A 21,903-nucleotide genomic window follows, 5' to 3' on the forward strand; every position below is an offset into this window, starting at 1 on the left:
TGCGAGAGGGGAATGTGTAGGCGGTCAGCTGCTTTTCACCGCCTACAGGTTCCGGAGGCTACGGACCAACGAGTAGGGAGTCAAATGAACTACGACACCTACGGGTCGAACGCTGTCGAACTGGCCATCGACCTGGCCAACGCCGACCGCGACGACCCGGGCTGGGTGCGGGTGTTCCTCGACGCCCACGACGAGTGGTTCACCGACGGGACGGCGCTGGAGCTGAGCTCCGCCGAGGCCGGCGCGGTGGCGCAGACGTCGTCCCTGGTGCGTGACGTCGCCGAGGCCGACAGCGAGCCGGAGGTGATGGCGCGACTGAACGCGCTGCTGGCGCTGGCCTCCCCGAGGCCCTACGCCACCGACCACGACGGCGAGCTGCACCTGCACTACGCCCGCCCCGACGCAGGCGTGGTGGAGCAGCTGACGACGACGGTGGCGATGGGGCTGTCCCAGGTCGTGGTGCAGCACGGCTGGCAGCGTCTGGGCGTCTGCTCGGCGGAGGGCTGCGGGCACGTCTACGTCGACACCTCGCGCAACGCCAGCCGGCGGTACTGCTCGAACACCTGCGCGAGCCGCTCCACGGTGGCCGCGTACCGCGCTCGCCAGCGCACCTGAGGGTCGGCGCCGGGTGCTCCACCCCCGTCACTGGGACGCGCTGCTGTTCGCACGCGTCGGCCGACTGCCCGCGACGCCGGCCGACCGGTGGCTGCGCCGACTGTCGACCACCGCCGACCACGGCAAGCTCTGGGCGCTGATCGGCGCTGTATTCGCCCTGCGACCCGGCCGGCCCCGCCGGGCCGCCGCACGCGGACTGGGGTCGATGGCCGTGACGAGCGCGCTCGTCAACGCCGTCGTCAAGCGGCTGTTCCGCCGGGTGCGGCCGGACCTGGTGACCGCGTCGACCGAACGAGCACTGCGCCGGGCACCGCACACGTCGTCCTTCCCGAGCGGCCACTCGGCGTCCGCGGCGGCGTTCGCGACGGGCGTCGCGCTGGAGAGCCCGGCGGCCGGGGCGTTGATCGCTCCGCTGGCGCTGGGCGTGGGCTACTCACGGGTGCACGTGGGCGTGCACTACCCGGGGGACGTGCTGGCCGGGATGGCGCTCGGCTGCGGCGTCGCCCTGGCCAGCCGGCACTGGCGCCCCCTCATCGGGGACAGAGCCCAGTAGCCGCCCATCCGGGCAGCGCCCCAACCGCCCGACCCGGGACGACGCCGAGCCGCCACCACACCCCAACGGCCACCCGTGAGCCTGCCAGTGACCACCGCGCGTCCAACCGTGGCGGCGGGCTGGCCACGCACTGCACCCAGCGGTACTAGTGCTCTGGCTGCACTGCTGCACCAGAGCACTAGCGTCCACAGTTCGACCTTCTGGGCGACGCGCCGAGCCGCTGACCTGCGTACTCTCCTGACGACTTCAGTCGGGTGGGGCAGGGAGGACGACACATGAGGCCGGTCCGGGCAGCTGTGGCAGCCGCCGTGACGATCGCCGTGCTCAGCGGCTGCGCCCGCGGCGAGACGGCGAACGAGACTTTGCCCGAGGCCTCACCGTCAGCGACCGAGACCAGCGAGGCCCTCCCGCCCCTCGGCCCGCCCGACCTCCCCATGCCCCCCGAAGCCCGCGAACAAAGCGCCGCAGGTGTCGAGGCGTTCGCGCGGTACTACATCGAACTCAGCAACCACCTACTCGAGTCACTTGAAAGCCAACCGCTAAGGGACCTCAGCAGCCAATGCTCAACCTGTGATCAGCTAGCCGATGGATATGACGACTCACAGGCGCAGGGGCTAACCTATGTCGGGGGCGAAATCGCGGTTGTCTCGACAGGGACGGCAATGGTCGATACAGACGATGCAGAAATACCCCTACTGCTCTCACAGTCACCAGTGCGCGTGATCGACAACCAAGGGAAAGACATTCCCGAGCGCGCCACGGACACTTTCCAGATTTCTGGAGGAATGACTCTGGATTGGGATCCAAGTCGCTCGACCTGGATTGTTACAGACTGGACGGCAGACCGACTTTGATCACCGCCTTGCGCCTCGCGCAGGCGCTCGTCTTGGCCGTCTCGCTGGTTGCGCTAAGCGGGGCTGAGACAGCCAAGGCCGACGATTGTGTCTTCCGCTCATGCGCTCCCAGTCCCGACGTCACCGCAGGGGACGGCGAGTTGGTGGCGGCCGCCTTCGAGGTGAGAGGAGCAACGGGCTATGCGAGCGCGAGTGTTGACACCGGGGCACCGACCTATTCGTTCCGCCTGCGGACGCAGTGTCAAGTGACCGACGTTGATGTTGGGGGTTGCAGTTCTGATGCGGTCACGTGTGACCAGACAGAAGGTCGCGCGATCTCCTACTACGTAGTTCAGCGCCAGCGACTGGTTCAGCCGGATGGCTCCGCAGTTGACGGCCAAGAGCCACCGGCCGGCCAAGAGGCTGGAACTGGCTACGGCGCGTTCGAGACGACGTTCGCTGGTTGTGTCGATGTCACGGATCTGAATCCGCCGCCGTCGCCGGCGGAGGTCTTCCGGTACTTCCAGACGCTGCCGCTCCCCCAGCTCACCACCCGCCAGCAGCCACCCGGTGAGGCGCTGGTCGGGCTGCCGGTCATCTTCTTCACCGACAGTCCGACGACGCAGACCTTCACGGTCGACATCCGCGGGTTCGACGTCCTGATCACCGCCAACGCGGTGAGCTACACATGGCGCACCGGCGACGGGACGACCCTGACCACGACCGACCCGGGCGCCCCCTACCCCGACCACACCATCAGCCACGAGTACTCCTCGGGCACCTACACGGCCTCCCTCACCACCACCTGGGGCGCGACCTACTCGGTCGACGGCGGGGTCAGCGCCGACGTCCCCGGCACCACGACCACCGATGGGGCACCGGCGACCTTCACCGTCCTGCAGGCCCGCTCGGTGCTCACCAGCCCCTACGACTGACAGCCCGGGCGGCGTCGACCAGTCAGGTCCGCCCGGGCCGCCACGCCGACACCACGGCCAGGAGCAGCAGCGCAGCCACCGCCTCCGCGCCCTCCTCCAGGTACGTCGCGACCGCCAGCGCCAGCGGAGAGCCCGACACCGCCCGGACGGCCACGGTGACCTGGTCCAGCCCCAGCGCCGCCACCACGTACCCGGCCAACGCCAGCGTGACCCGAGCCGTGCCGCGCACCGACCAGCGTCGCCCGGCCCACCACAGCACCGACAGCCCGACGCCGGACAGCAGCAGCGTCCCGGCCAACGTCGCGTACCTGCCGCCGTCCTGCTCCGCCGCCGTCGAGACGCTGCCCGCCTTCGCGACCGCGAGCACCACTCCGGCCGCCAGGACCGCCGCCCACCACCACCGCGCCCTCCCCGTCGACCGGACAGCGCCCACCCCGGCCAGCAGCCCGGCAGCCAGGAACACCGCCGTCGTGAACAGCCGGGGCAGCGCACCCACCGAGTCCAGGGCGACGAGGCGGTACCACCCCGCGTCCGGACACCGGCCCACCGCGCAGCGGGCCTCCGCCAGCAGACCGACCGTGAACAGCAGGCCACCGATCACCGCCGGAACCAGCACCCACCGGGCCGGGCGAGGGGTCGAGGCCGACCGTGCCGGGCGCGGCCCCTCCACCCCTCCCGTCACACCGCCATCATCCTGAACCACCGGTGTCAGCTGCAGGGCCGCGCGGCGTCGTCCGTGTGCGATCCCCCAACGGCGATCACCGATCTTGGTCAGGTTCTGCCGTGCGGACACCGGCCTGACGGCGGGCTCCGCGCAGTACGAAGTACCCGTGATCGTCGCTGTTGTCGCCCTGTCGTGGGCCGCCGTCTCCGGAGTCGTCGCGTTGGTCGTCGGCGGGTGCATCCGCATGGCCGACGACCGCGCACCCCTCACCGACGACCTGATCGGCCTGCCGGCCGACCTGACCGTCGCCGACGTCCTGGGCGGACGCAGCCCGCAGCCCAGCCACTGACCCAGGGCCGCTCGCCCGGCGGTGATCGCCACTTCTCACTACGGTTCCGATGCAGCGGTTGTCCCGGCGCTGACCAGGGCACTGCACCGCTGACGTCACCGATGGGAAGAGGTTCCAGATGTTGGTCCGCCGGATCGCCCGGCCGATGCTCGCCGCCACGTTCATCTACGGAGGGGTCAACACCCTCCGGAACCCGCAGTCGCGCGTGCCCGGTGCAGCACCGATCGTCGAACAGATCACCGAGATCGCTGACAAGCAGCTCCCTGTCGAGGTCCCCCGCGACGTCGAGCAGTGGGTCAAGATCAACGCCGGGGTTCAGGTGGGCGCCGGCTCGCTGCTGGCCCTGGGCCGGTTCCCCCGCTTCTCGTCCCTCGCGCTGGCCACCTCGCTGGTGCCGACCACGCTGGCCGGCCACCGGTTCTGGGAGCACGAGGACCCGAAGGAGCGCTTCGGGCAGACCAGCCACTTCCTCAAGAACGTCGGCATGCTGGGCGGGCTGCTCCTCGCCACCGTCGACACCGAGGGCAAGCCGTCGGTGGGCTGGCGCGCCAAGCGCACCGCCGGCATGGCGGCCGCCGCAGCCGAGGCCAGCTACACCAAGGCCTCGAAGCGGGCCGCCAAGGCGCAGAAGCGGGCCACCAAGCAGGCGAAGAAGCTCACGCACTGAGCTGACCGCATGAGCACGGCACTGACGCCCGCGGGCGCGCTCCGGAGGATCGCCTTCCTCCTGGAACGCGCCCGCGAGCCGTCGTACCGCGTCCAGGCCTTCCGGACGGCGGCCACCGTCGTCGCCAGCCTGGACGACGCCGAGCTCGACCGCCGGGTGGCGACCCGCACCCTCACCGACCTCAAGGGCATCGGCGACAAGACCGCCACCGTCGTCCTCGAGGCCCACCGCGGCGAGCTGCCGGCCTACCTGGCGAAGCTCGAGGAGGCGTACGCCGAGCTGGCCCCGCTGGCCGACGACGCCGCGGCGCTGCGGGCCGCGCTCAAGGGCGACCTGCACGCCCACTCCGACTGGTCCGACGGCGGCAGCCCCATCCGCGAGATGGCCGAGGCCGCGATCGGCATCGGCCACGAGTACCTCGCCCTGACCGACCACTCCCCGCGGCTCACCGTCGCCAACGGCCTCACCCCCGAGCGGCTGGAGCAGCAGCTGGACGTGGTCGCCGCCCTCAACGAGGAGCTGGCCCCCTTCCGCATCCTCACCGGCATCGAGTGCGACATCCTCGCCGACGGCTCCCTGGACCAGACCGACGAACTGCTCGGCCGGCTGGACGTCGTCGTCGCGAGCGTGCACTCCGAACTACGGGCGCCCCGGGCGCAGATGACCGAGCGGATGCTGGCCGCGGTCGCCAACCCGCACACCGACGTCCTCGGGCACGTCACCGGGCGGCTGGTCATCGGCCGCAAGCAGCGCAACGGCACCCAGCGCCCCCGCCCGGAGAGCGAGTTCGACGCCGACGCCGTCTTCCGGGCCTGCGTCGAGCACGGGACGGCGGTGGAGATCAACTCCCGCCCCGAGCGGCTCGACCCGCCCCGGCGGCTGCTCAGCCAGGCCGTGGAGCTGGGCTGCGACTTCGCCATCGACACCGACGCCCACGCCCCCGGTCAGCTCGACTGGCAGGACGCCGGCTGCGCTCGCGCCGTGGAGTGCGGCGTGCCGGCCGAACGAGTGATCAACAGCCGGTCAGCGGAGGAGCTGCTGGCCCGCACGCACGGCTGAGCGCGGCGGCAGCCGCCACATCGAGCCGAGCAGCACGTCGAGCGCCGGGTCGAAGCGGTCCAGGCCACCCCCGGGATAGGGCGTGAGCTCGCCGAACCACACCTCGCCGGCGACGTCGTACAGGTCGACCCGGACGAAGTCGAACGCTGCTCCCAGTGCCTCGGCGACCTCGGTCAGCTGCGGCAGCGAGGCGGGCGGCGCCGTCACCGGCCCCGGGGCGACCGCCTCGTCGACGTCGAGCGGCGTCCAGTCCGGTGTGTAGAGCCGCCGCCGGTGCGCACCGAACCGCCCGGTGTCCACCTGGACCAGCCGCACCCGGCCGTCGAAGACGAACAGCTTGTGGTCGGCCGGCACCTCGTCGGCGGGGCCGAGGAACTCCTCGACCAGCAGCACCCGCCGCGCCTGGCGGTAGACCCACTCGCCGCGGTCCCGGTACAGCGGCTCGTCCAGCCAGCCTGCGGTGACCCAGCGCAGCTGGTCGACGTCCGGGCGCCCGGTGCCGACGTGCACCCGCATCGTGCCGTGGTTGGGCTTGAGCACCCAGCGGTCGGGCAGGTCGACCCGGGCGAGGGCCGCGACGTCGACCCCGACCCACAGCACCCGGGGCACACGGAGCGAGGGCAGCACCGCAGCGGCGTACTGCCGCATCGCCAGCTTGTCGCCCAGCTGCCCGATGAGCGGCCGCCGGTCGTGCACCACCCGCCAGTTCACCTTCTCGGTGAACGTCCGCGGCGGGCGGGCCGGCGCGCGGCCGTGCGCCTGCCGGTAGAGCACCGCACGCTTGGCCGGCAGCGGCAGCCGGCGGACGACGGCCGGGGGAACGCGCTCCACTGCCCAGCTGTGATGCACGACCGAGAGTCTGGTGCAGCGGCCGCCGGAGGCGGCTCCTAGGGTCGAGCGGTGACCACGTCAGGGGCCCCGCGCTGAGCTCCATGCCCTTCCCCGCGCTGCCCTCCCCCGCACTCAACGTCGGCTTCGTCGCCAAGGACCCCTGGCACCCCGCGATCCGGCGCGAGCACATGATCGCCGCCGAGCTGGCCCGCCGTGGTGCGCCGGTCCAGTTCGTCCAGGCACCGGCCGACTGGCGCCGGGTGCGCAGCGACCCCGCCAACTGGTGGCAGCACCTGCCGGCCGGCCGGTTCGCCGAGGTCGCACCGGGGATCACGGTCACCGAGCGCTCCACGGTGCTGCCCGGGCTGCGCGGACCGGTGGCCGAGCGGCTCGACGCCGCACTGCTCGGCCGCTTCCTGCGCCGGTCCTCCTGGCAGCAGGCGCTGACGGTGTTCATGCTGCCCTGGGAGTGGCGGGCGGCCCGCTCGATCGCCGGCCGGGTGGTGTTCGACTGCACCGACGACTGGGCGCGGCTGCTCCCCCAGGCCCGCGGGCTCGGCGAGCAGCTCCGCCGGATCGCCGACGAGGCCGACGAGGTGATCGTGGTGAACCAGGTCCTCGCCGACCTCTTCCCCGGTCGCAAACCGGTCGTCGTCCCCAACGGCACCGACGAGGCGCTGTTGACCGCACCCCGGTCGGCGGAGCGGCGGGAGCGGCACGCGGTGTACGTCGGGAGCGTCGCCGAACGGTTCGACGTCGACCTGGTGCGGGAGGTGCTCACCCTGCTCCCGGAGTGGACGCTGACCGTGCACGGGCAGCTGGTGTTCCCGCTGCGGGCCGGTGCGGCGGCCGAGCGCTTCCTGGCGCTGGAGCAGGAGACCGCGGGCCGGTTCCGGTACGCCGGGCCGGTCGCCCGGGCGGAGCTGCCCGCGGTGCTCGACTCCGCGGCCGTCGCGCTGGTGCCCGACGTGGCCAGCCGGGCGCTGGGCCAGTCGTCGATGAAGAGCTACGACTACTGCTCGCGGGGCGTCCCGGTGGTGGCGAGCGCCGGCCACCTGGAGCACTCCAGCGACGCCCCGCCGCACAGCTACGTCGTCGACAGCGCGGCCGAGATGGCCGCGGCGATGGAGGCCGCCGCCGACGAGCCGGCCGGCTGGGCCGGCGATCGGGTCCGCTGGGCCGCCGACCGCACCTGGGACCGGCGCACCGACGCCTGGCTGGACGCTGCGCTGGGTGATCGTCTGCCCGATGTGACGGGTGTGCACCCGTCATGAACTCGCAATGGACGCCGGCCGGGTGTCGCCGTTCCCCGCACCCCGGCCGGGCCTAGCTTTCCGCCATGACGCGTACTGCACCTTCTCCGGTCGCCGGTCCCGCCACGTCCGCCCTCGCGCTCGCCGACGCCCTGCAGTCCGGTTTCGCCGCCCAGCGGGCCGCTGACGAGCGCCGCCCGCGCGGCCGGGCCGCCGTCCGGGCCCGCTGACCCGACCACCGCCGCCGCATCCGGGCCCGCGGCTCCCGCCGCGTCCGGGCGCGCGTCTCCAGCGCGTCCGCCCGACCGGGCCCGCTGCTCCTGCCGCGCCGGACGCCGCACAGGCGCCTCGGCGACCACGGCCGGTGACCACCCGGCCGGCCGTCACTCGCCCGGACCGCCCGGGCGGGTGACGGAGTTCATCGACTGTTGACGTCCGACGCACTTCCGCCACGGGCGGGCGCACTCCAGAATCTGCGCGTGCGCTCACCCACATCGCCGCGCCCCGGGGCGTCCGCCGGCCCTCGGTCGGTGCCCCGCCCGGGTCCCAGCCGGCCCTCGCCGGTGCACATGCACCGCTTCCGGCGCACCGGCGACGACCCGTTCAGCAGCGCGTCGCTGTACGCGTGCCGCTGCGGGGTGGTCCGCGCCGGCATGTGACGGCGCACCCGGGCGGGGTGCGGCCCCGACCGGTTCGGTCCGCCCGCACGGTGCTTGCCAGACTCCGTGCATGGCACAGACGCGGGCCCGACTGACCGACACCGAGCTCGCCGCGCTCGCGCGGTACGGCTTCGACCTCGTGGCCGATGAACCCGCCGTCCCCCCGGCCGCCGAGCTGGAGGACGCCGAGGGTGTGCTGGTCGCCACCCGGGACGACGCGGGGCTGACCGTCCGGGAGATCCCGCGCTGGCGGTCTCCTTCCGCCGTCCGCGCCGAGCTGGCGCAGCGGGGCTGGTCGGCGCCACGGGCCTGGGTGGGCGCACCCCCGGCCGACGGGACGGAGCTGCCCGGGCAGCTCCTGGTGCTGCTCCCCGCGGCCGGCACCTCCCCGGACTCGGCGGCGCTGTCGCTGGGTGCCGCGGCCTGGGCCGGGTGGGCCGAGGGTCGTGAGCTGGTCGTCATCCCCGTGCCGCTGACCGCCACCGCGCCGGAGGCCGGCTGGGCCGAGGTCGCCGCCGCCTACGGCGCCGAGCTGCTGGGCAGCCGCACGGACCCGGCACCGCTGCGCACCGGCGGCCGGGTGGTGATGTTCACCGGGCTGTCCGGCGCCGGGAAGTCGACGATCGCCGGGCGGCTGGTGGAGCTGCTGCTGGAGGCCGGCCGGACGGTCACGCTGCTGGACGGCGACGAGGTGCGCACCCACCTGTCGGCCGGGCTCGGCTTCTCCCAGGCCGACCGGGACACCAACGTGCGCAGGATCGGTTGGGTCGCCGCGCAGATCGCCAAGCACGGCGGGCTGGCCGTGTGCGCGCCGATCGCCCCCTACGCCGCGACCCGCGCCGACGCCCGCCGGCTGGTGGAGGAGCAGGCCGGGCCGGGGTCGTTCGTGCTGGTGCACGTGGCCACCCCGCTGGCCGAGTGCGAGGCCCGGGACCGCAAGGGGCTGTACGCCAAGGCGCGGCGCGGGGAGATCGCCGCCTTCACCGGGATCAGCGACCCCTACGAGGAGCCCACGGACGCCGAGCTCACCATCGACACCCGCGACCTCAGCCCCGAGGAGAGCGCCCGCCAGGTGCTGGCGCACCTGATCGGGGGCTGAGGGGCAGGGGTCGGCGGCTGACGAGCGGGGTCCGGGGTCGCGAGCCGCAGCCCAGCGTCAGGAGCCGGGCCAGCCCGGCAGCCGGTCGGGGCCGGTGCGCCAGGCCGGCAGCGCACCCGGGGCGTCGACGGTCTCGGCGTCGGCACGGCGGCGCAGCGCCCAGTCGGCCGGGAGCACGAGCCGGGGTGCGACCCCCACGAGGACGGCGGTGAGCACGGCCACCGCACCGACGGCCTCACCGCTCTCCTCGACGAACGTGGCGAGGGCGGCCCACGGGAACGTCCCGGACGCCGACCCGACGACCGAGGAGACCCCGGAGAGGCCGACGGCGGCTGCGGCGTAGACCGCGAAGGCGGTCATCACCCGCCGGCGGTCACGCCGCTCGGTACGGCTGAGCCACCACAGCACGCTGAGCGTCAGCCCGGCCAGGGCGGCGCTGACGGCTGCGGCCAGCACGGGACGGTCGGCCAGGCCGGCGGTCCGCAGCGCCTCGACGTGCACGGTCCCGCCGCCCTTGACCTGGGCGGCCAGGGCCGCGACGACACCGACGCCCAGCCACCACGGCCGGCGTTCGGTGGCGCGGGCGGCACCGACGAAGGCGGCCACCGTGGCGGTGGCGAGCAGGGCGGTGACCCACATCCGCGGGACCGACAGCGGGGCGTCCATGGACAGGTAGCGGGCGACGCCCCGGTCGTTGCCGGCGATCCGCAGGCCGAGGCCGACGGACTCCAGGGTGACGCCGACGCCGATCAGCGCGGCGGCCAGCGGGGGCACGGGGAGCCGGCGCCGCCGGACCCGGGCGCGGGCCACGGGGCGGGACGCGACCGGCGCGAGGCCGGCGTCGGCGCGGGAGCGCTCGTCGGCGATCCGCATCGCCATGCCCAGGGGCACGGCGACCACGACCGCCAGCACCGCCCACCCGACGAGCACCCATCCCCACCACGGCATGTCCTCGTGATCGGCAGCCCGGAACCGGTGCTTGACCGGGTCCGGGCTGCCGATTCCGGAGGGTTCAGCTCCGGTCGGCCAGGGCCGCGAGCAGCTGGTCGGCGAACTCGGGCCGGCAGACGAGCAGGTCGGGCAGGTAGGGGTCGGGCCGGTTGTAGCGGAGCGGGGAGCCGTCGAGCCGGCTGGTGTGCAGCCCGGCGGCCCGGGCCACCGCCACGGGGGCCGCGGAATCCCACTCGTACTGGCCGCCGCCGTGGACGTAGGCGTCGGTCGCCCCGCGGACGACGGACATCGCCTTGACCCCGGCCGACCCCATGGCCACCGGCTCGGCGCCGAGCTGGGCGACGAGGTCGGCGACCAGCGCCGGCGGCCGGCTGCGGCTCACCGCCAGGCGCAGCGGACCGTCCGGGCGGGCCGGCGGCGGCGCGACGCCGTCGGTGGCCAGGGTCGTGCCCTCGGCCGGCAGCGCGACGGCGCCGGCGACCAGCTCGCCCCGCTCCCACAGCGCGACGTGCACCGCCCAGTCGCTGCGCTCGAGCTCGGAGAACTCCCGGGTGCCGTCGAGGGGGTCGACGATCCAGACGCGGTCGGCGGCGAGCCGGTGGGGGTCGTCGGCAGCCTCCTCGGAGAGCACGGCGTCCCCGGGCCGCAGGGCGCCCAGCTGCGCCGCCAGCCAGCGGTGGGACTCCCCGTCGCCGGCGGCCTTGCGGGCCGCGGCGTCGGCGTGGTCCCGGCTGCGCACGGTGAGCAGCAGCTCGCCGGCCCGGGTGGCCAGCGTGCGGGCGAGGTCGTGATCGGTGCCAGTCAACGTCGGTCTCCGTCCGGGCGGGGGTGGGGGTCATCCTCCCTGCCCGGCGACACCGCGTTCGCAGTCAGCATCCCAGGCTCGCCTCGCCAGTAGGGCCCGGAGCCGTGCATCACCGCTCCTGGTGTCTCGCCGCAATCTAGGGGTGAAGGTCGAGTGACCGGTCTCATACATGGCGAAGGACGATCTACACCTCACTGATGGGAGGTCCCATCCGGTGCCAGCCTCGAGGGGCCGGTCATGGGTCCTCGAATCAGCTCAGATGCAACTCTGGGACGCCTCTCACCCAGCGGGGAGACCCAGCCGTGGCTCATGCTCGCTGCTAGGCACGGGAGGCCCGTCCACTGCGGCGCTGCGGCCGACCAGAGCAGTGTGCTGGTGTCGGTGATCCAGCCGCCTCTTCCACGCAAGGGCTGGACGCTCGATGGCGAACCAGCTCAGTGTCGCCATCGCGACCGTCGCGGGCAGCGACAGCAAGGCCGCCCAGGGGTCATTGTCCATCGACGCCACCAGCCAGCTGAGCACTGGGAAGTTCCACAGATAGGCGGCATACGAGATCAGCCCCAGCCAGCGTAGCGGGACCAGGCCGCCCGACACGGCGGCGCGGCGGATCGCAAAGGAGATGAGCACGGCCGACGCCAGGCCGGTCAGTGGTGCTCCGACTAGATACGTGGCCGCCTGCTCTTTCGCCTCGGGGAGAAAGCACATGCCGCCGAGGGCCAGTCCCGCCGCCGTCGCCGCCCACGGGCCTGCGGCGGGAAGGCGGTCGCGGTACAGGTTCAGCGCAGCCCCGGCGAGCATGGTGATCACCCACGTCGTCGGGAGCTGGTACAGGTGCAACGGGCCTTCCGGCACCACCGCCAGCAATGCCAGGCACGACACCAGCCACAGCGAGCCTCCCCAGATGAGCAAGCGCCGGACTCTGCCGCGCCGGATGGCCAGCAACAACGCGGTTGGCCACACGAGGTAGAACTGCTCCTCGACGGCGAGTGTCCACAAATGCGACATGTTGTCCGCGATCGGCAACCTGGGGACATCTGCGAGGTACAGCAGGCCGATTGCGATGGTGCTCCACACCCGCTGCGCCTGACCGGCAAGGTTGGTGGCAAGTTCGACGACCGCGAACACCGCAAGCACTGCCACCAGTGCAGGCAGCAGCCGCAGCGCACGGTTGCGGTAGAACCGTCGGTACGAGAATCCGCCAGTCTGCTCGACCTCCCGGCGGATGATGCCGGTGATCAGGTAGCCGGACAGAGTGAAGAAGATAGTCACCCCGACGATGCCTGCGCCCGGGAACAAGTCTGGCCAGGCGTGCCGCAGCAGTACCAGACCTACAGCCACGCCACGAAGTACGTCTAAGCCTTCGACTCGCCCCCGTGAAGACACCGCTTGAGGCTTTCAGCTTCCACCGAGAAACGCCAAGGCTGATGCATCACAGTTCACGGCTTAGTAACCGTTGCACTGACACCTGGCCCTGACGAGGGCGCATGTACCCGCCGTTCGCTCCACCAGGACTGCGTCGGCCCGATCGTCGGCCTCTCCCATTGACGTGTGCGTGCTGCTCCATCTTCGGCCACAGTTGGTGACTGCTCCACCGCAGCTGAAGCGTTCAGCTCAGGGAGTCAACGGCTGCTGCGACTCAGCGACGACGCTGAGTGCTAGGAGCGCCGAAATCTTCTCACTGCCGGGCTTGACGCATCCCGTACCGACCACAGTGGCCCCGAAAAATATCCGGAAAGAGCCCGCCTCAGCAGGGGCGCCAGCTATGTGCCGCCGAACGCCCGACAGACAAGGCATGCTCGGGGGCCGTCAGCCGGCGCGGCGGCCCAGGGCGCGGTAGGTCCAGCCGGCGGCGACCCAGCGGTCACGGTCCAGTGCATTGCGCCCGTCGAGCATCCGCTTCTGCCCCACGACCTTGCCGAAGGCGACGGGGTCCAGGTCGCGGTACTGCTGCCACTCGGTGAGCACCAGGACGGCGTCGGCCCGGTCGGCCGCTTCCTCCGGGGTGTCCACGGCGTCCAGCTGCGGCCAGCTGCGGCGGATGTTGTCCCCGGCCGCCGGATCGGTCACCCGCACCGCGGCGCCCTGCAGCTGCAGCTGGGCGGCGACGTTGAGCGCCGGGGAGTCGCGGATGTCGTCGCTGTTGGGCTTGAACGCCGCCCCCAGCACCGCAACCCGCTTGCCGACCAGCGAGCCGTCGCAGACCTCACGGGCCAGTTCGACCATCCGGATCCGCCGGCGCATGTTGATGTTGTCGACCTCGCGCAGGAACGTCAGCGCCTGGTCCGCCCCCAGCTCCCCGGCGCGGGCCATGAACGCCCGGATGTCCTTGGGCAGGCAGCCGCCGCCGAAGCCGAGACCGGCGTTGAGGAACTTGCGGCCGATCCGATCGTCGTGCCCGATCGCGTCCGCCAGCTGCTTCACGTCGGCGCCGGTGGCCTCGCACAGCTCGGCCATCGCGTTGATGAAGGAGATCTTGGTGGCGAGGAAGGAGTTGGCAGCGGTCTTCACCATCTCCGCGGTCGCGTAGTCGGTGACCACCTGAGGGGTGCCCACCGCGACGATCGAGGCGTAGACCTCATCCAGCATCGCCCGGGCCGTCGCACCGTCGGGGCCGGCCGGGAGGCCGTAGACCAACCGGTCGGGATGCAGCGTGTCCTCCACCGCGAAGCCCTCGCGGAGGAACTCCGGGTTCCAGGCGAGCATTGCGCCGGGCACCTTGTCGGCGACGAGCTCCGCCAGCCGAGCCGCCGTGCCGACCGGGACCGTCGACTTCCCGGCGACGAGGTCACCGGGCTTGAGCGCCGCCAGCAGCCCCTCAACCGCCGACTCGACGAACCGCAGGTCCGCGGCGTACTCCCCGCGCTTCTGCGGGGTGCCCACGCAGACGAAGTGGACGACGGCGTCACTGGCGTCGGCCATGTCGGTGCTGAACCGGAGGCGTCCCGAGGCCAGGGAGGTGCCCAGCAGGTCTTCGAAGCCGGGCTCGTAGAAGGGAGCCTTGGCCCGCTGCAGCGCGTCGATCTTCGGCTGGTCGACGTCGATGCCGACGACGTCGTGGCCGAGTTCGGCCATCGAGGCCGCGTGCACCGCGCCCAGATAGCCGCAACCGATGACCGAGATCTTCATGCGTGTGTCACTCCCCTACCGGCGGACACCGAACGCGCCCAGCCCCCGGCGAACCGTAGACAACGGACACGACCGTGCGCCAGCCGTGGTCACCCAGGAGCAGTCGACTGTTCACCCGGTGGAAGCACGGCCATCGAGGTCACGAGGGTGCCGAGACCGCGATCCCCCGGCCGAGTGACGTCACCCACCAAGACGCAGTTCCCATGATCACGTCGAGCTTACGGTCCGGGCCGGTGATGCAGAGGAGGCGGACATGACCCACCGGACATCCGGCGACGGGCCCTCCGCTCCGGGACCAGCGCAGCCGGGAGGAGCCATCGGCCACGTGCCGGAGCCCGCTCCGCGACGACGATGGCTGCGACGCACGCTGACCAGCTTGGGCGTGCTGGCGCTGGTGCTCGCCATGGTCATCGGCACCGGCCTGTGGTTCCTGAGCAACCGGTACGGCAGCAACATCGACCGGGTCGGCGACGTCTTCGCGGCCCTCGAGGAGGGCTCCCGCCCGGCCGCACCTTCGCCGACCGGCGACCTGCAACCCACTGAGGATCCGATCACCTTCCTGCTGGTTGGCTCGGATACCCGCGCCGAACTCGCCCCCGGCGAGCTGCCCGATGCCCGTTCCGACGCCATCATGCTCGCGCGTTTCGCCGGCGACCGAGAGCACGCCCAGGTCGTCTCCATCCCCCGTGACTCCTGGGTCGACATCCCCGGCCACGGGAAGGGCAAGATCAATGCGGCGTACGCCCTCGGCGGGCCCCCGCTGCTGATCCGGACGATCGAGCAGCTGACCGGCGTCCGGATCGACCACTACGCAGCCATCGACTTCGCCGGGCTGATCCAGGTGACCGACGACCTCGGCGGTGTCGACGTCGTCGTCGCCGAGACGACCAGCAACGGGCCCTACACCTTCTCCGAGGGGCTCAACCACCTCGACGGCGACCAGGCCCGCTGGTACGTCGGCCAGCGCTACGACCTGCCCGGTGGCGACTTCGACCGGGTGAAACGGCAGCAGAACTACCTGCGGGCGATGTTCACCAGATTGTTCAGCCAGGAGGTGTTCACCTCACCGGGCAAGCTCGACTCCGCGCTGCGCGCGGTCACGAGTGCGGTCGCCGTCGACGATGCGCTGAGCAACGGCGACCTGCTGTCGATGGCCTACTCGCTGCGCGGTCTCACGCCGGCCGACGTCGAGTTCTTCACCGCTCCGGTGTTGGGCACCGGCACCGAGGGCGCGGCCAGCGTCGTCTACCTGGACCAGACGGCCGGCGAGCGCATGTGGGGCTATCTGCAGACCGACTCGCTGGGCCAGAACGCCGGCGAGTTCAGCGATGAGGCGCTGCCTGATGTCCCCCGCTGATCCGGCCGGCCTCTCGCGCCGGCCAGCCCGACCGGATGCCAGCCCCGGTCCCCTGCACCGTCAGAGGGTCAGCGAGGGAACGAGGATTCCCGCCGTGGGCCCCGGCTGGCATTGACGGGACATATGGACACGCGCCCCTATGATCTTGGCGCTGACGAGCGCTCGCCATGCTCATGAGCGCCCCTTTGGACCGGCTTCCTCCGCCCCGCCCGACGAGTTCTCCCGCCTGGACGGTGACGAGCGAAACCGCGGCGACCTCACCGACCATGCGTCACGCAGGTGACCGAGAACGGACACCCCATGCAGGCCGACTCCGACCGCACTCCCGGGAGCACGCAGAAATGAGCCACTACCGAGTCGCCCATCTGACCAACACGCTTAAACTGGATGGAACGGGCTTCACAAACTCGACCACCGATCTGATGCTCGCGCATGCGGCCGCCGGCCACGAGGTCGCCGTCTTCTGTCACAGTTCCGACGACCCCATGCGTCAGCTGTTGGCTGAGCACGGGATCGAGGTGTTCGAGGACTTCGACGCATCTTCACCCAAGGCGCTGCTCGCCTCGGCCCGGTCCCATGCCCGTCAGCTCCGCAGCTATGAGGTTCTGCACGTGCATACCGTCCGGACGACGCTCCTGACGATGCTCGCTGCACCTCTGCACTTTCTCCGGCGATCGGTGTCCACGCTGCACAACCCGTACCAGCGGTCGGTCTTCGTCATGTACTTGACTAGGAGGATCGTCAGCATCAGTGCCGCGGATCGCGATTACGTCCACCGCAGGACGCGCGGGTTGCGCCGTCCCACTCCCATCCTCAACGGCACGCTCGGCAGTGGCCGCCTGCCGTCCGTCGAGTCCGTCGAGCCGGCCGACCTCCCAGGGAAGCCCATCGTCTACGTCGGTGCCATCTACGAGCGCAAGGGCGTCGACGTGCTCCTGAAGGCGATGCAGCGAATCCGTGAAGCCGTGCCGGGGGCTCACCTGTACCTGGTCGGCAACCGGGACAACCCCGCCATGGAACGGCTCGCCACTGATCTGGGCTTGGACGACGTCGTCACGTGGGTCGGTTTCAGTCCCGATCCGCGGGCGTACATGAAGGCGGCCTCCGTCTTCGTGTTGCCGTCCCGCGCGGAGGGGTTCGGCAACGTCCTCACCGAGGCTCGGTCGACCGGCACTCCGATCGTGGCCAGCAACGTGGGCGGGATACCGGAGGCGCTCTCCAACGGAAAGGCGGGCTTGCTCGTCGAACCCGAGGACGAGGAGGGCCTGGCGCAGGCGATCGTGTCAGTGCTCACCGAGGACGAACTGGCAGCCCGACTGCGCGTTGCCGCCCTGACCGACCTGGAGAGTGCAAGCGTCCAGCGGGCCGCACGTGAGTACGAGGCCGTCTACGCGACGGTCGCGCACTGAGGCGCTGGCGTGACGGGCAGGCGTCGCGGAGACCGATGCCTGCCCGCGCCAGAACGACCGCGCGGCCTCGCTGGTGCGGTCACGCCGTCTGGCCGCCCGCCTGATCAGCTGTGTGATCGCGTGGTCCGCCGTCGTCTCAGCTTGCCCAGCGCTCTCCGGACCTCAGCCACCAGGAGCCGTAGGTCTGCCGTCCGCGGGAACACGAAGGCATGGACGGGCACTCCCACGACCCGCGCGGTCAGCGCTACTGCCAACACCGACATCACCGTCCCGCTGAGCAGCCCGGCGAGCGCAGCGCCGACTGCGCCGGCCACGGGCACCAGCGTGAGGAGCGCGATCAAGTTGGTGACCAGCGTGGCGACGAGCACCCAACTCCGGAGGCCCGGCCGACCCCAGGCGCCCAGGCCCACCCCAGCGATGAGGCCAGGCATGTTCGCCACGGCAGCAGCCAGGAGGATCAACGCAGCCGGGATGGCCGCCCCGAACTCCTCTCCGAACACCGTGCGGATCCAGAAAGGAAGAGTGGCCGCAATGGCCCCCGCGCCCAGCAGCCCGGCCAGTGTGACGACCCGTGATGTCGCAGCCAGCCGCTGCGGGTCCGCTGTCTGGCTGCTCACGCCGAACACCGCATCACGGATTCCAGCGGTGACCAGGAACGGGACATCGGCGATCGTCACTGCCACGACGAAGAGGCCGAGCTGACCGACGTCCGACAGGGGCGTGACCAGCAACTGGCTCAGCCGCGCCGTGAGCATGCTCGCCACCGATCCGAGCCAGGTCCTCGCTCCGTAGCCCAGGAGCACCCTGTTCGGTCGACTCATCGGTACGGCGTCCGACGGCGCAGCCTCGGTGGGGCGCCGCAGGAGCTTCCAGTAGGCGATCCCGGCGATGGCCGGGCCGACGACGGTCACGAGGACGGCGAGACGGACGTCCAGCAGTCCTGCCAAGGCCAGCCCACCGAGTCCGATCAAACGCAGCGATGAGTTGAGCACCCCCTCACTGGCGACGGAGCCCCACATCTGGCGACCGGCCGCCGCTCCCCGCATGAGGTTGACGACCAGCGCCGGCAGAGCGCACGCAGAAGCGAGCATGATCAACATCGCCAGTTCGGAGTTGCCTCCGGACAGTGGAGTCACCAGCCAAGCCATCGCAGCGAGGCAGCCGGCCCCGAGCGTGAGCGTCACAGCCGTCGTCGACAGAAGCACCCGCCGGGTCAGTTCAGGGTTCTTGGCGAGGTAGAACGTCAGGGCCTGCGGCAAGCCGAGCGTGGCGACGGCGACGATGAGGGAGTAGGGGGCGACCGCCGCCGCCATCTCGCCACGACCCTCCACTCCCAGGGCATGGGCGAGGATCGGGGCCGTCATTAGGCCCACCAGGGGGACGAGGAAACTGGTGACCGAGGACAGCAGCACGGCCCGTCGGAAGATGCTGCTGTCGGACACCAGGCCTCCACTACGTCGATGAGCACTACCACCCACCGGAGCCGGCCGGCGGCCTCGCGCCCTCACCTGCCGATCGGGTGACGGGACACATCCCGGGCGGCGGTCGGGCACGCACAAACGACGAGGGCCCACCCCGCCACACACCCTCTTCGGTGCGAAGCGTCTCCCGCCGCGCTGGCGATGAACCGGGTGACCGTCGACGCCGACGTACACCCGTGCCCTCGCAGGAGAAGAACAGGCTCATGGCCGACCCCGCGGTGTGCGCGGGGATCATGACATGTCCCGGTGCGATCTCCCTGCCCGCACCGGGTAGCCGCGCCTCCCCCGGACGGGCCAGCGAGCCATCGACCGCTCGATCTGCACGCTATCGTCATTCGACCCCGCCGCCTGGTCGCGTTCCCGCACCGCCCGAATCCAAGGAAGTGGCTCGTTGGTTCTGCACGACTATGTCGGGGCGCTTCGACGTGGTTGGTGGGTCGTCCTCACGCTCGCCCTGCTCGGCGGCGCAGCGGGGGCTGCCCTGGCCTACCTGGCGGCGCCGACCTACTACGCGCAGACCACTGTCTACGTGACCACCACGTCCGACAACCCTGACGCCATGGAACGCGCCGCCAACTACGCCGACCTGGCGGAGACCTCCGCCGTACTCGGCCGCGCCACGGCCATCCTCGGCGAGCCGAATCAGGAGGAGCTGCAGGAGGTCGTCTCCGCCGCTGCCCGCGAGAACTCCTCCATGGTCGACATCAGCGCATCAGGCACGGAGGCGTCCGTCGCCGCCGCACGGGCCAACGCGGTCGCGGAAGCCCTCGTGAACGCGGTCGAGTTGCTGGAGGTGCAGGAACCGGCGCCCGCAGTCGGGAGCCCGCCGGCGCTCCAGCTGACGATCGTGGAAGCTGCCGAGGCCCCGGACAACGCCACCAGCCCCCGTCCGCGGAACAACGTGCTGGTCGGCGTGGCCGTCGGGCTGGGAGTTGCCCTGCTGGCCATCGTGGTACTCGGCGCATTGGACACCAGGATCAGGACCGCCTCCGACGCCCCCAGGCCGACCCCGCTGGAGACCATCACGAGCATCCCGACCCAACCGCGGCACCGGACCAGCCGGATGGCGCGTGAGGAAGCACGCCGGGAGGCGTTCCGCGCGCTTCGGACGACCTTGGTCGTGGGCGCGCACGCCCGGGGGCCGATGGCCATGCTGGGCGCCACCGCTGAGTCCGACGTCCGGGAGGCAGCCGGGCAACTGGCGGCCGTCCTCGCCGAGCTGGACTGCACGGTCGCAGTTGTCGACTTGGACCTGCACCCCAGTGAACGCGGTAGCCACCGGCCCGCAGAGGAGCGAGCCGAGGCCAAACCGGGTGTGGCGGAGCTCCTCACCGGCGCGACGCAACTGAGCGACATGCTCCCCCAGGGCGGGTCCGGTGGCCCCTTCGTGCTCGGCCCCGGCCGCGTCGAGGCCACGTCGCCGCGGCTCATCGGTCGCCCGGCGATGGCGGAGCTGGTACAGCAGCTCAGCGCACGCTTCGACTACGTCCTGCTCGCCTGCCCGCCACTGTCCGAGCGGTCCGAGTCCGCCACGGTGGCCAGGTTGGCCGGCGACTGCCTGCTGTTCGTGGAGTCTGGCCGGACACGCCGTGCCGACTACGTCAGCGCGGTGGAGAAGCTGGCCGGTTCTCGAGTCGCCCGGGTGCACCTCGTCGTTGACCACGTGCGGGATCCCGACCTGGGGTACACCCGGATGGCCCCTGAGCTGGGCGCCACTGCGGCCGGGTCAGCCCGTTAGACGGAGGCTCACCGACCTGAGGGGGAGATCCAACTCCGGGTCTCGCGCCAGCTGGTCGGTAGTTGGCCTGGCGAGAGACTCGGCTCCGGACGGGGAACGCGGTCGCGCAGGGATGCGCGGGCGAGCAGTCCGATCGACATCCACAAGATGCCACTGGAGTCCGACAGGTCCGGTCCGCTGATCACCTTCACGATGAGCACGGAAATCAACGCCCACGCCACCGGCCGGTACTCGGGCACCTTGCTGCCCGCGCGCAGGACTGTGACGACGGCTGCGATGAACAGAGCGGTGCCGACCAGGCCAGTCGTGCTCACCAAGGTCGCCAGGAAGGACGACGGCCTGTTGGAGCCGAGCCCTGCCCCCATCCCGAACGTGTCCAGCAAGATCCCGTAGGACCGAGCGTCGGCACCTGAACGCTCGTCGTACGACGACGAGTCCACCTTCGAACTGACCACCCGTTGCACCCAGCCGACGAGCCGCGGCAGCAGCAAGGTGGCCGCCATGACGGTGATCGCCGTGCCGACCAGGGTCAGTGCACCGATCGAGCCACGCCGAAGCGTGACTCGCACCACGAACACCACGCCGGATGTGACGATCAGGGCTACCGCGGCGACCACGAACGACGCCGACGTCGACACGGCACCCAGGTAGGCGGCCAGGGCGATCATGATGATCACACCGACCCGCCGAAGCCCGGCCACCTGGTGCACCCGTGATGCCATGTAGGCAACCGTGACTAGGGACGACATCGCCAACCCCGCCGGCTCGGAGAAGATGCCGCGCACTCGCGGGGCGCCTCCAGGAAGCGTGTCGATGAAGACGAAGGTCGGTGAGTTGTCGAAGAGGCCGGTGGGGAAGGGGACCGCGAACGTCGCCCCCAGGTACGCCCAGAACGACAACAGAGTGGCCAGCCCAGCCGCCAACCCGATGAGTTCCGGACCGGCCTCCCGGGCACGCGCCAGGTACACGACGACGCACAACCCGAGGACCAGGTAGACGATCTGGGCCAAATTCGAGGAGGTGACGATGCCAGCTGCCAGGCGTGCCTCGGCGCCGCCGGAGGCGCTCACACTCAGCCCGTCGAAGAGCAGGGGCGCCACCAACGTGACGAGGGTCGACCAGGCGGCGAAGGCCACCAGCGCTGCGAGCCCGGGCACGGGTCGGGCGGTCGACCGGTGGAACTGGCGCGAACGGTCCAGGAACCCCGCCAACAGCGCCACCCCCGCGCCGACCGCCACGAAGTAGAAGGTCGGCACCGCGGTCCCCCCGGCGACGAGTGCCGCCCCTACCGGGGTGGCCCCTCCCAGGGCGAGCGCTCGACCGTAGCCATGGGAGGACAGCGCGCCGTAGAGCATGATGATGAGCGTCACCACGGTGAGACTCGTCATCAGGCGGCTCCTGTCATTTCGACGGCGAGAGGCGCCCCACGGCTCCAGGAAGGCTCGGGACGTGGGACATCGACAGCCCGCGTGCGTGCCTGAGCGTAACCAGGCGTCCGCCCCCGATCCCTCTTCGGCTC

22 protein-coding genes are annotated in these 21,903 nt (G+C 71.5%); 14 read left to right on the plus strand and 8 right to left on the minus strand.

The window, feature by feature from the left end; translation table 11 throughout:
• The first annotated feature begins 84 nt into the window (after positions 1-84).
• From FB380_RS03870 to FB380_RS03885, 4 genes are all read left to right on the plus strand, one after another.
• Entirely contained in the window at positions 85-615 is a 531-nt protein-coding gene (locus FB380_RS03870) for a CGNR zinc finger domain-containing protein (RefSeq protein ID WP_166753922.1), read from the plus strand.
• A 13-nt stretch (positions 616-628) separates the two neighbouring features.
• Complete coding sequence (locus FB380_RS25810) at positions 629-1,168, plus strand: phosphatase PAP2 family protein (RefSeq protein WP_166753923.1); 540 nt, start codon at positions 629-631, stop codon at positions 1,166-1,168.
• 308 nt (positions 1,169-1,476) lie between these two features.
• Complete coding sequence (locus FB380_RS03880; protein WP_166753924.1) at positions 1,477-2,022, plus strand: DUF6318 family protein; 546 nt, start codon at positions 1,477-1,479, stop codon at positions 2,020-2,022.
• An 8-nt stretch (positions 2,023-2,030) separates the two neighbouring features.
• The gene (locus FB380_RS03885) at positions 2,031-2,936 is read left to right on the plus strand and encodes a hypothetical protein (RefSeq protein ID WP_166753925.1); all 906 of its coding nucleotides are present in this window, start codon (positions 2,031-2,033) and stop codon (positions 2,934-2,936) included.
• 22 nt (positions 2,937-2,958) lie between these two features.
• Here FB380_RS03885 and FB380_RS03890 read toward each other — a convergent pair whose 3' ends face one another.
• Positions 2,959-3,537 (minus strand): hypothetical protein, encoded by a 579-nt coding sequence (locus tag FB380_RS03890; protein WP_166753926.1) that lies wholly within the window; start codon positions 3,535-3,537, stop codon positions 2,959-2,961.
• Between the two features lie 229 nt (positions 3,538-3,766).
• Here FB380_RS03890 and FB380_RS03895 point away from each other — a divergent pair, with 229 nt between their 5' ends.
• The 3 genes from FB380_RS03895 to FB380_RS03905 all read left to right on the plus strand — a co-directional run bounded on the left by FB380_RS03895 (position 3,767) and on the right by FB380_RS03905 (position 5,675).
• Positions 3,767-3,949 (plus strand): hypothetical protein, encoded by a 183-nt coding sequence (locus FB380_RS03895; RefSeq protein ID WP_166753927.1) that lies wholly within the window; start codon positions 3,767-3,769, stop codon positions 3,947-3,949.
• 118 nt (positions 3,950-4,067) lie between these two features.
• Positions 4,068-4,616: a DoxX family protein gene (locus tag FB380_RS03900; protein ID WP_188959546.1), complete on the plus strand. Its 549-nt coding sequence runs from the start codon at positions 4,068-4,070 to the stop codon at positions 4,614-4,616.
• Between the two features lie 9 nt (positions 4,617-4,625).
• Complete coding sequence (locus FB380_RS03905) at positions 4,626-5,675, plus strand: PHP domain-containing protein (protein WP_188959547.1); 1,050 nt, start codon at positions 4,626-4,628, stop codon at positions 5,673-5,675.
• Here FB380_RS03905 and FB380_RS03910 read toward each other — a convergent pair.
• Positions 5,640-6,506 carry an ATP-grasp fold amidoligase family protein gene (locus FB380_RS03910; protein WP_166753928.1) on the minus strand — a complete coding sequence of 289 codons (867 nt, stop codon included), beginning with the start codon at positions 6,504-6,506 and terminating at the stop codon, positions 5,640-5,642. The two genes, FB380_RS03905 and FB380_RS03910, sit on opposite strands and share 36 nt — an antisense overlap.
• Before the next feature lie 101 nt (positions 6,507-6,607).
• On the opposite strand from FB380_RS03910, the gene FB380_RS03915 reads away from it, so the two are divergent.
• The 4 genes from FB380_RS03915 (at position 6,608) to cysC (ending at position 9,517) form a co-directional block, all read left to right on the plus strand.
• Positions 6,608-7,780, plus strand: coding sequence for a glycosyltransferase family 1 protein (locus FB380_RS03915; protein ID WP_166753929.1), 1,173 nt, complete (start codon positions 6,608-6,610; stop codon positions 7,778-7,780).
• A gap of 65 nt (positions 7,781-7,845) precedes the next feature.
• Positions 7,846-7,989: a hypothetical protein gene (locus FB380_RS03920; RefSeq protein ID WP_166753930.1), complete on the plus strand. Its 144-nt coding sequence runs from the start codon at positions 7,846-7,848 to the stop codon at positions 7,987-7,989.
• A gap of 300 nt (positions 7,990-8,289) precedes the next feature.
• Complete coding sequence (locus FB380_RS25275) at positions 8,290-8,418, plus strand: hypothetical protein (RefSeq protein WP_268237724.1); 129 nt, start codon at positions 8,290-8,292, stop codon at positions 8,416-8,418.
• 70 nt (positions 8,419-8,488) lie between these two features.
• Positions 8,489-9,517, plus strand: coding sequence for an adenylyl-sulfate kinase (gene cysC / locus FB380_RS24445; RefSeq protein ID WP_166753931.1), 1,029 nt, complete (start codon positions 8,489-8,491; stop codon positions 9,515-9,517).
• A gap of 57 nt (positions 9,518-9,574) precedes the next feature.
• Here the strand turns inward: cysC and FB380_RS03930 are convergent, their stop codons facing one another.
• The 4 genes from FB380_RS03930 to FB380_RS03945 all read right to left on the minus strand — a co-directional run bounded on the left by FB380_RS03930 (position 9,575) and on the right by FB380_RS03945 (position 14,399).
• Positions 9,575-10,465 (minus strand): hypothetical protein, encoded by an 891-nt coding sequence (locus FB380_RS03930; protein ID WP_166753932.1) that lies wholly within the window; start codon positions 10,463-10,465, stop codon positions 9,575-9,577.
• A 64-nt stretch (positions 10,466-10,529) separates the two neighbouring features.
• Positions 10,530-11,273 (minus strand): 3'(2'),5'-bisphosphate nucleotidase CysQ, encoded by a 744-nt coding sequence (locus FB380_RS03935; RefSeq protein WP_166753933.1) that lies wholly within the window; start codon positions 11,271-11,273, stop codon positions 10,530-10,532.
• A gap of 279 nt (positions 11,274-11,552) precedes the next feature.
• Positions 11,553-12,656 (minus strand): acyltransferase family protein, encoded by a 1,104-nt coding sequence (locus FB380_RS03940; RefSeq protein ID WP_268237725.1) that lies wholly within the window; start codon positions 12,654-12,656, stop codon positions 11,553-11,555.
• A gap of 423 nt (positions 12,657-13,079) precedes the next feature.
• Positions 13,080-14,399: a UDP-glucose dehydrogenase family protein gene (locus FB380_RS03945; RefSeq protein ID WP_166753935.1), complete on the minus strand. Its 1,320-nt coding sequence runs from the start codon at positions 14,397-14,399 to the stop codon at positions 13,080-13,082.
• Positions 14,400-14,724: 325 nt separating this feature from the next.
• Here FB380_RS03945 and FB380_RS03950 point away from each other — a divergent pair, with 325 nt between their 5' ends.
• Both FB380_RS03950 and FB380_RS03955 read left to right on the plus strand, forming a co-directional pair.
• A complete protein-coding gene (locus tag FB380_RS03950; RefSeq protein WP_229681964.1) occupies positions 14,725-15,756 on the plus strand; it encodes an LCP family protein in 1,032 nt (343 codons plus the stop codon).
• A 341-nt stretch (positions 15,757-16,097) separates the two neighbouring features.
• Positions 16,098-17,165, plus strand: coding sequence for a glycosyltransferase family 4 protein (locus FB380_RS03955; protein ID WP_166753937.1), 1,068 nt, complete (start codon positions 16,098-16,100; stop codon positions 17,163-17,165).
• 104 nt (positions 17,166-17,269) lie between these two features.
• Here the strand turns inward: FB380_RS03955 and FB380_RS03960 are convergent, their stop codons facing one another.
• Positions 17,270-18,607: a lipopolysaccharide biosynthesis protein gene (locus tag FB380_RS03960; protein ID WP_166753938.1), complete on the minus strand. Its 1,338-nt coding sequence runs from the start codon at positions 18,605-18,607 to the stop codon at positions 17,270-17,272.
• Between the two features lie 430 nt (positions 18,608-19,037).
• Here FB380_RS03960 and FB380_RS03965 point away from each other — a divergent pair, with 430 nt between their 5' ends.
• A complete protein-coding gene (locus tag FB380_RS03965) occupies positions 19,038-20,384 on the plus strand; it encodes a Wzz/FepE/Etk N-terminal domain-containing protein (protein ID WP_166753939.1) in 1,347 nt (448 codons plus the stop codon).
• A gap of 8 nt (positions 20,385-20,392) precedes the next feature.
• On the opposite strand, the gene FB380_RS03970 is transcribed toward FB380_RS03965, so the two are convergent.
• Positions 20,393-21,772, minus strand: a complete 1,380-nt coding sequence (locus tag FB380_RS03970) for a hypothetical protein (RefSeq protein WP_166753940.1) — start codon at positions 21,770-21,772, stop codon at positions 20,393-20,395.
• Positions 21,773-21,903 lie beyond the last annotated feature (131 nt).

This window comes from Modestobacter marinus (assembly GCF_011758655.1).
In the GTDB taxonomy this organism is placed as follows: Bacteria; Actinomycetota; Actinomycetes; order Mycobacteriales; family Geodermatophilaceae; genus Modestobacter; species Modestobacter marinus.

Bases quoted from the DNA above. Each gene is read 5' to 3' on its own strand.
- FB380_RS03930 (WP_166753932.1), bottom strand. From the start codon at position 10,465: ATGCCGTGGTGGGGATGGGTGCTCGTCGGGTGGGCGGTGCTGGCGGTC.
- FB380_RS03905 (WP_188959547.1), top strand. From the start codon at position 4,626: ATGAGCACGGCACTGACGCCCGCGGGCGCGCTCCGGAGGATCGCCTTC.
- FB380_RS03915 (WP_166753929.1), top strand. From the start codon at position 6,608: ATGCCCTTCCCCGCGCTGCCCTCCCCCGCACTCAACGTCGGCTTCGTC.
- FB380_RS03955 (WP_166753937.1), top strand. From the start codon at position 16,098: ATGAGCCACTACCGAGTCGCCCATCTGACCAACACGCTTAAACTGGAT.
- FB380_RS03970 (WP_166753940.1), bottom strand. From the start codon at position 21,772: ATGACGAGTCTCACCGTGGTGACGCTCATCATCATGCTCTACGGCGCG.
- FB380_RS03945 (WP_166753935.1), bottom strand. From the start codon at position 14,399: ATGAAGATCTCGGTCATCGGTTGCGGCTATCTGGGCGCGGTGCACGCG.
- cysC (WP_166753931.1), top strand. From the start codon at position 8,489: ATGGCACAGACGCGGGCCCGACTGACCGACACCGAGCTCGCCGCGCTC.
- FB380_RS03920 (WP_166753930.1), top strand. From the start codon at position 7,846: ATGACGCGTACTGCACCTTCTCCGGTCGCCGGTCCCGCCACGTCCGCC.
- FB380_RS03900 (WP_188959546.1), top strand. From the start codon at position 4,068: ATGTTGGTCCGCCGGATCGCCCGGCCGATGCTCGCCGCCACGTTCATC.
- FB380_RS03870 (WP_166753922.1), top strand. From the start codon at position 85: ATGAACTACGACACCTACGGGTCGAACGCTGTCGAACTGGCCATCGAC.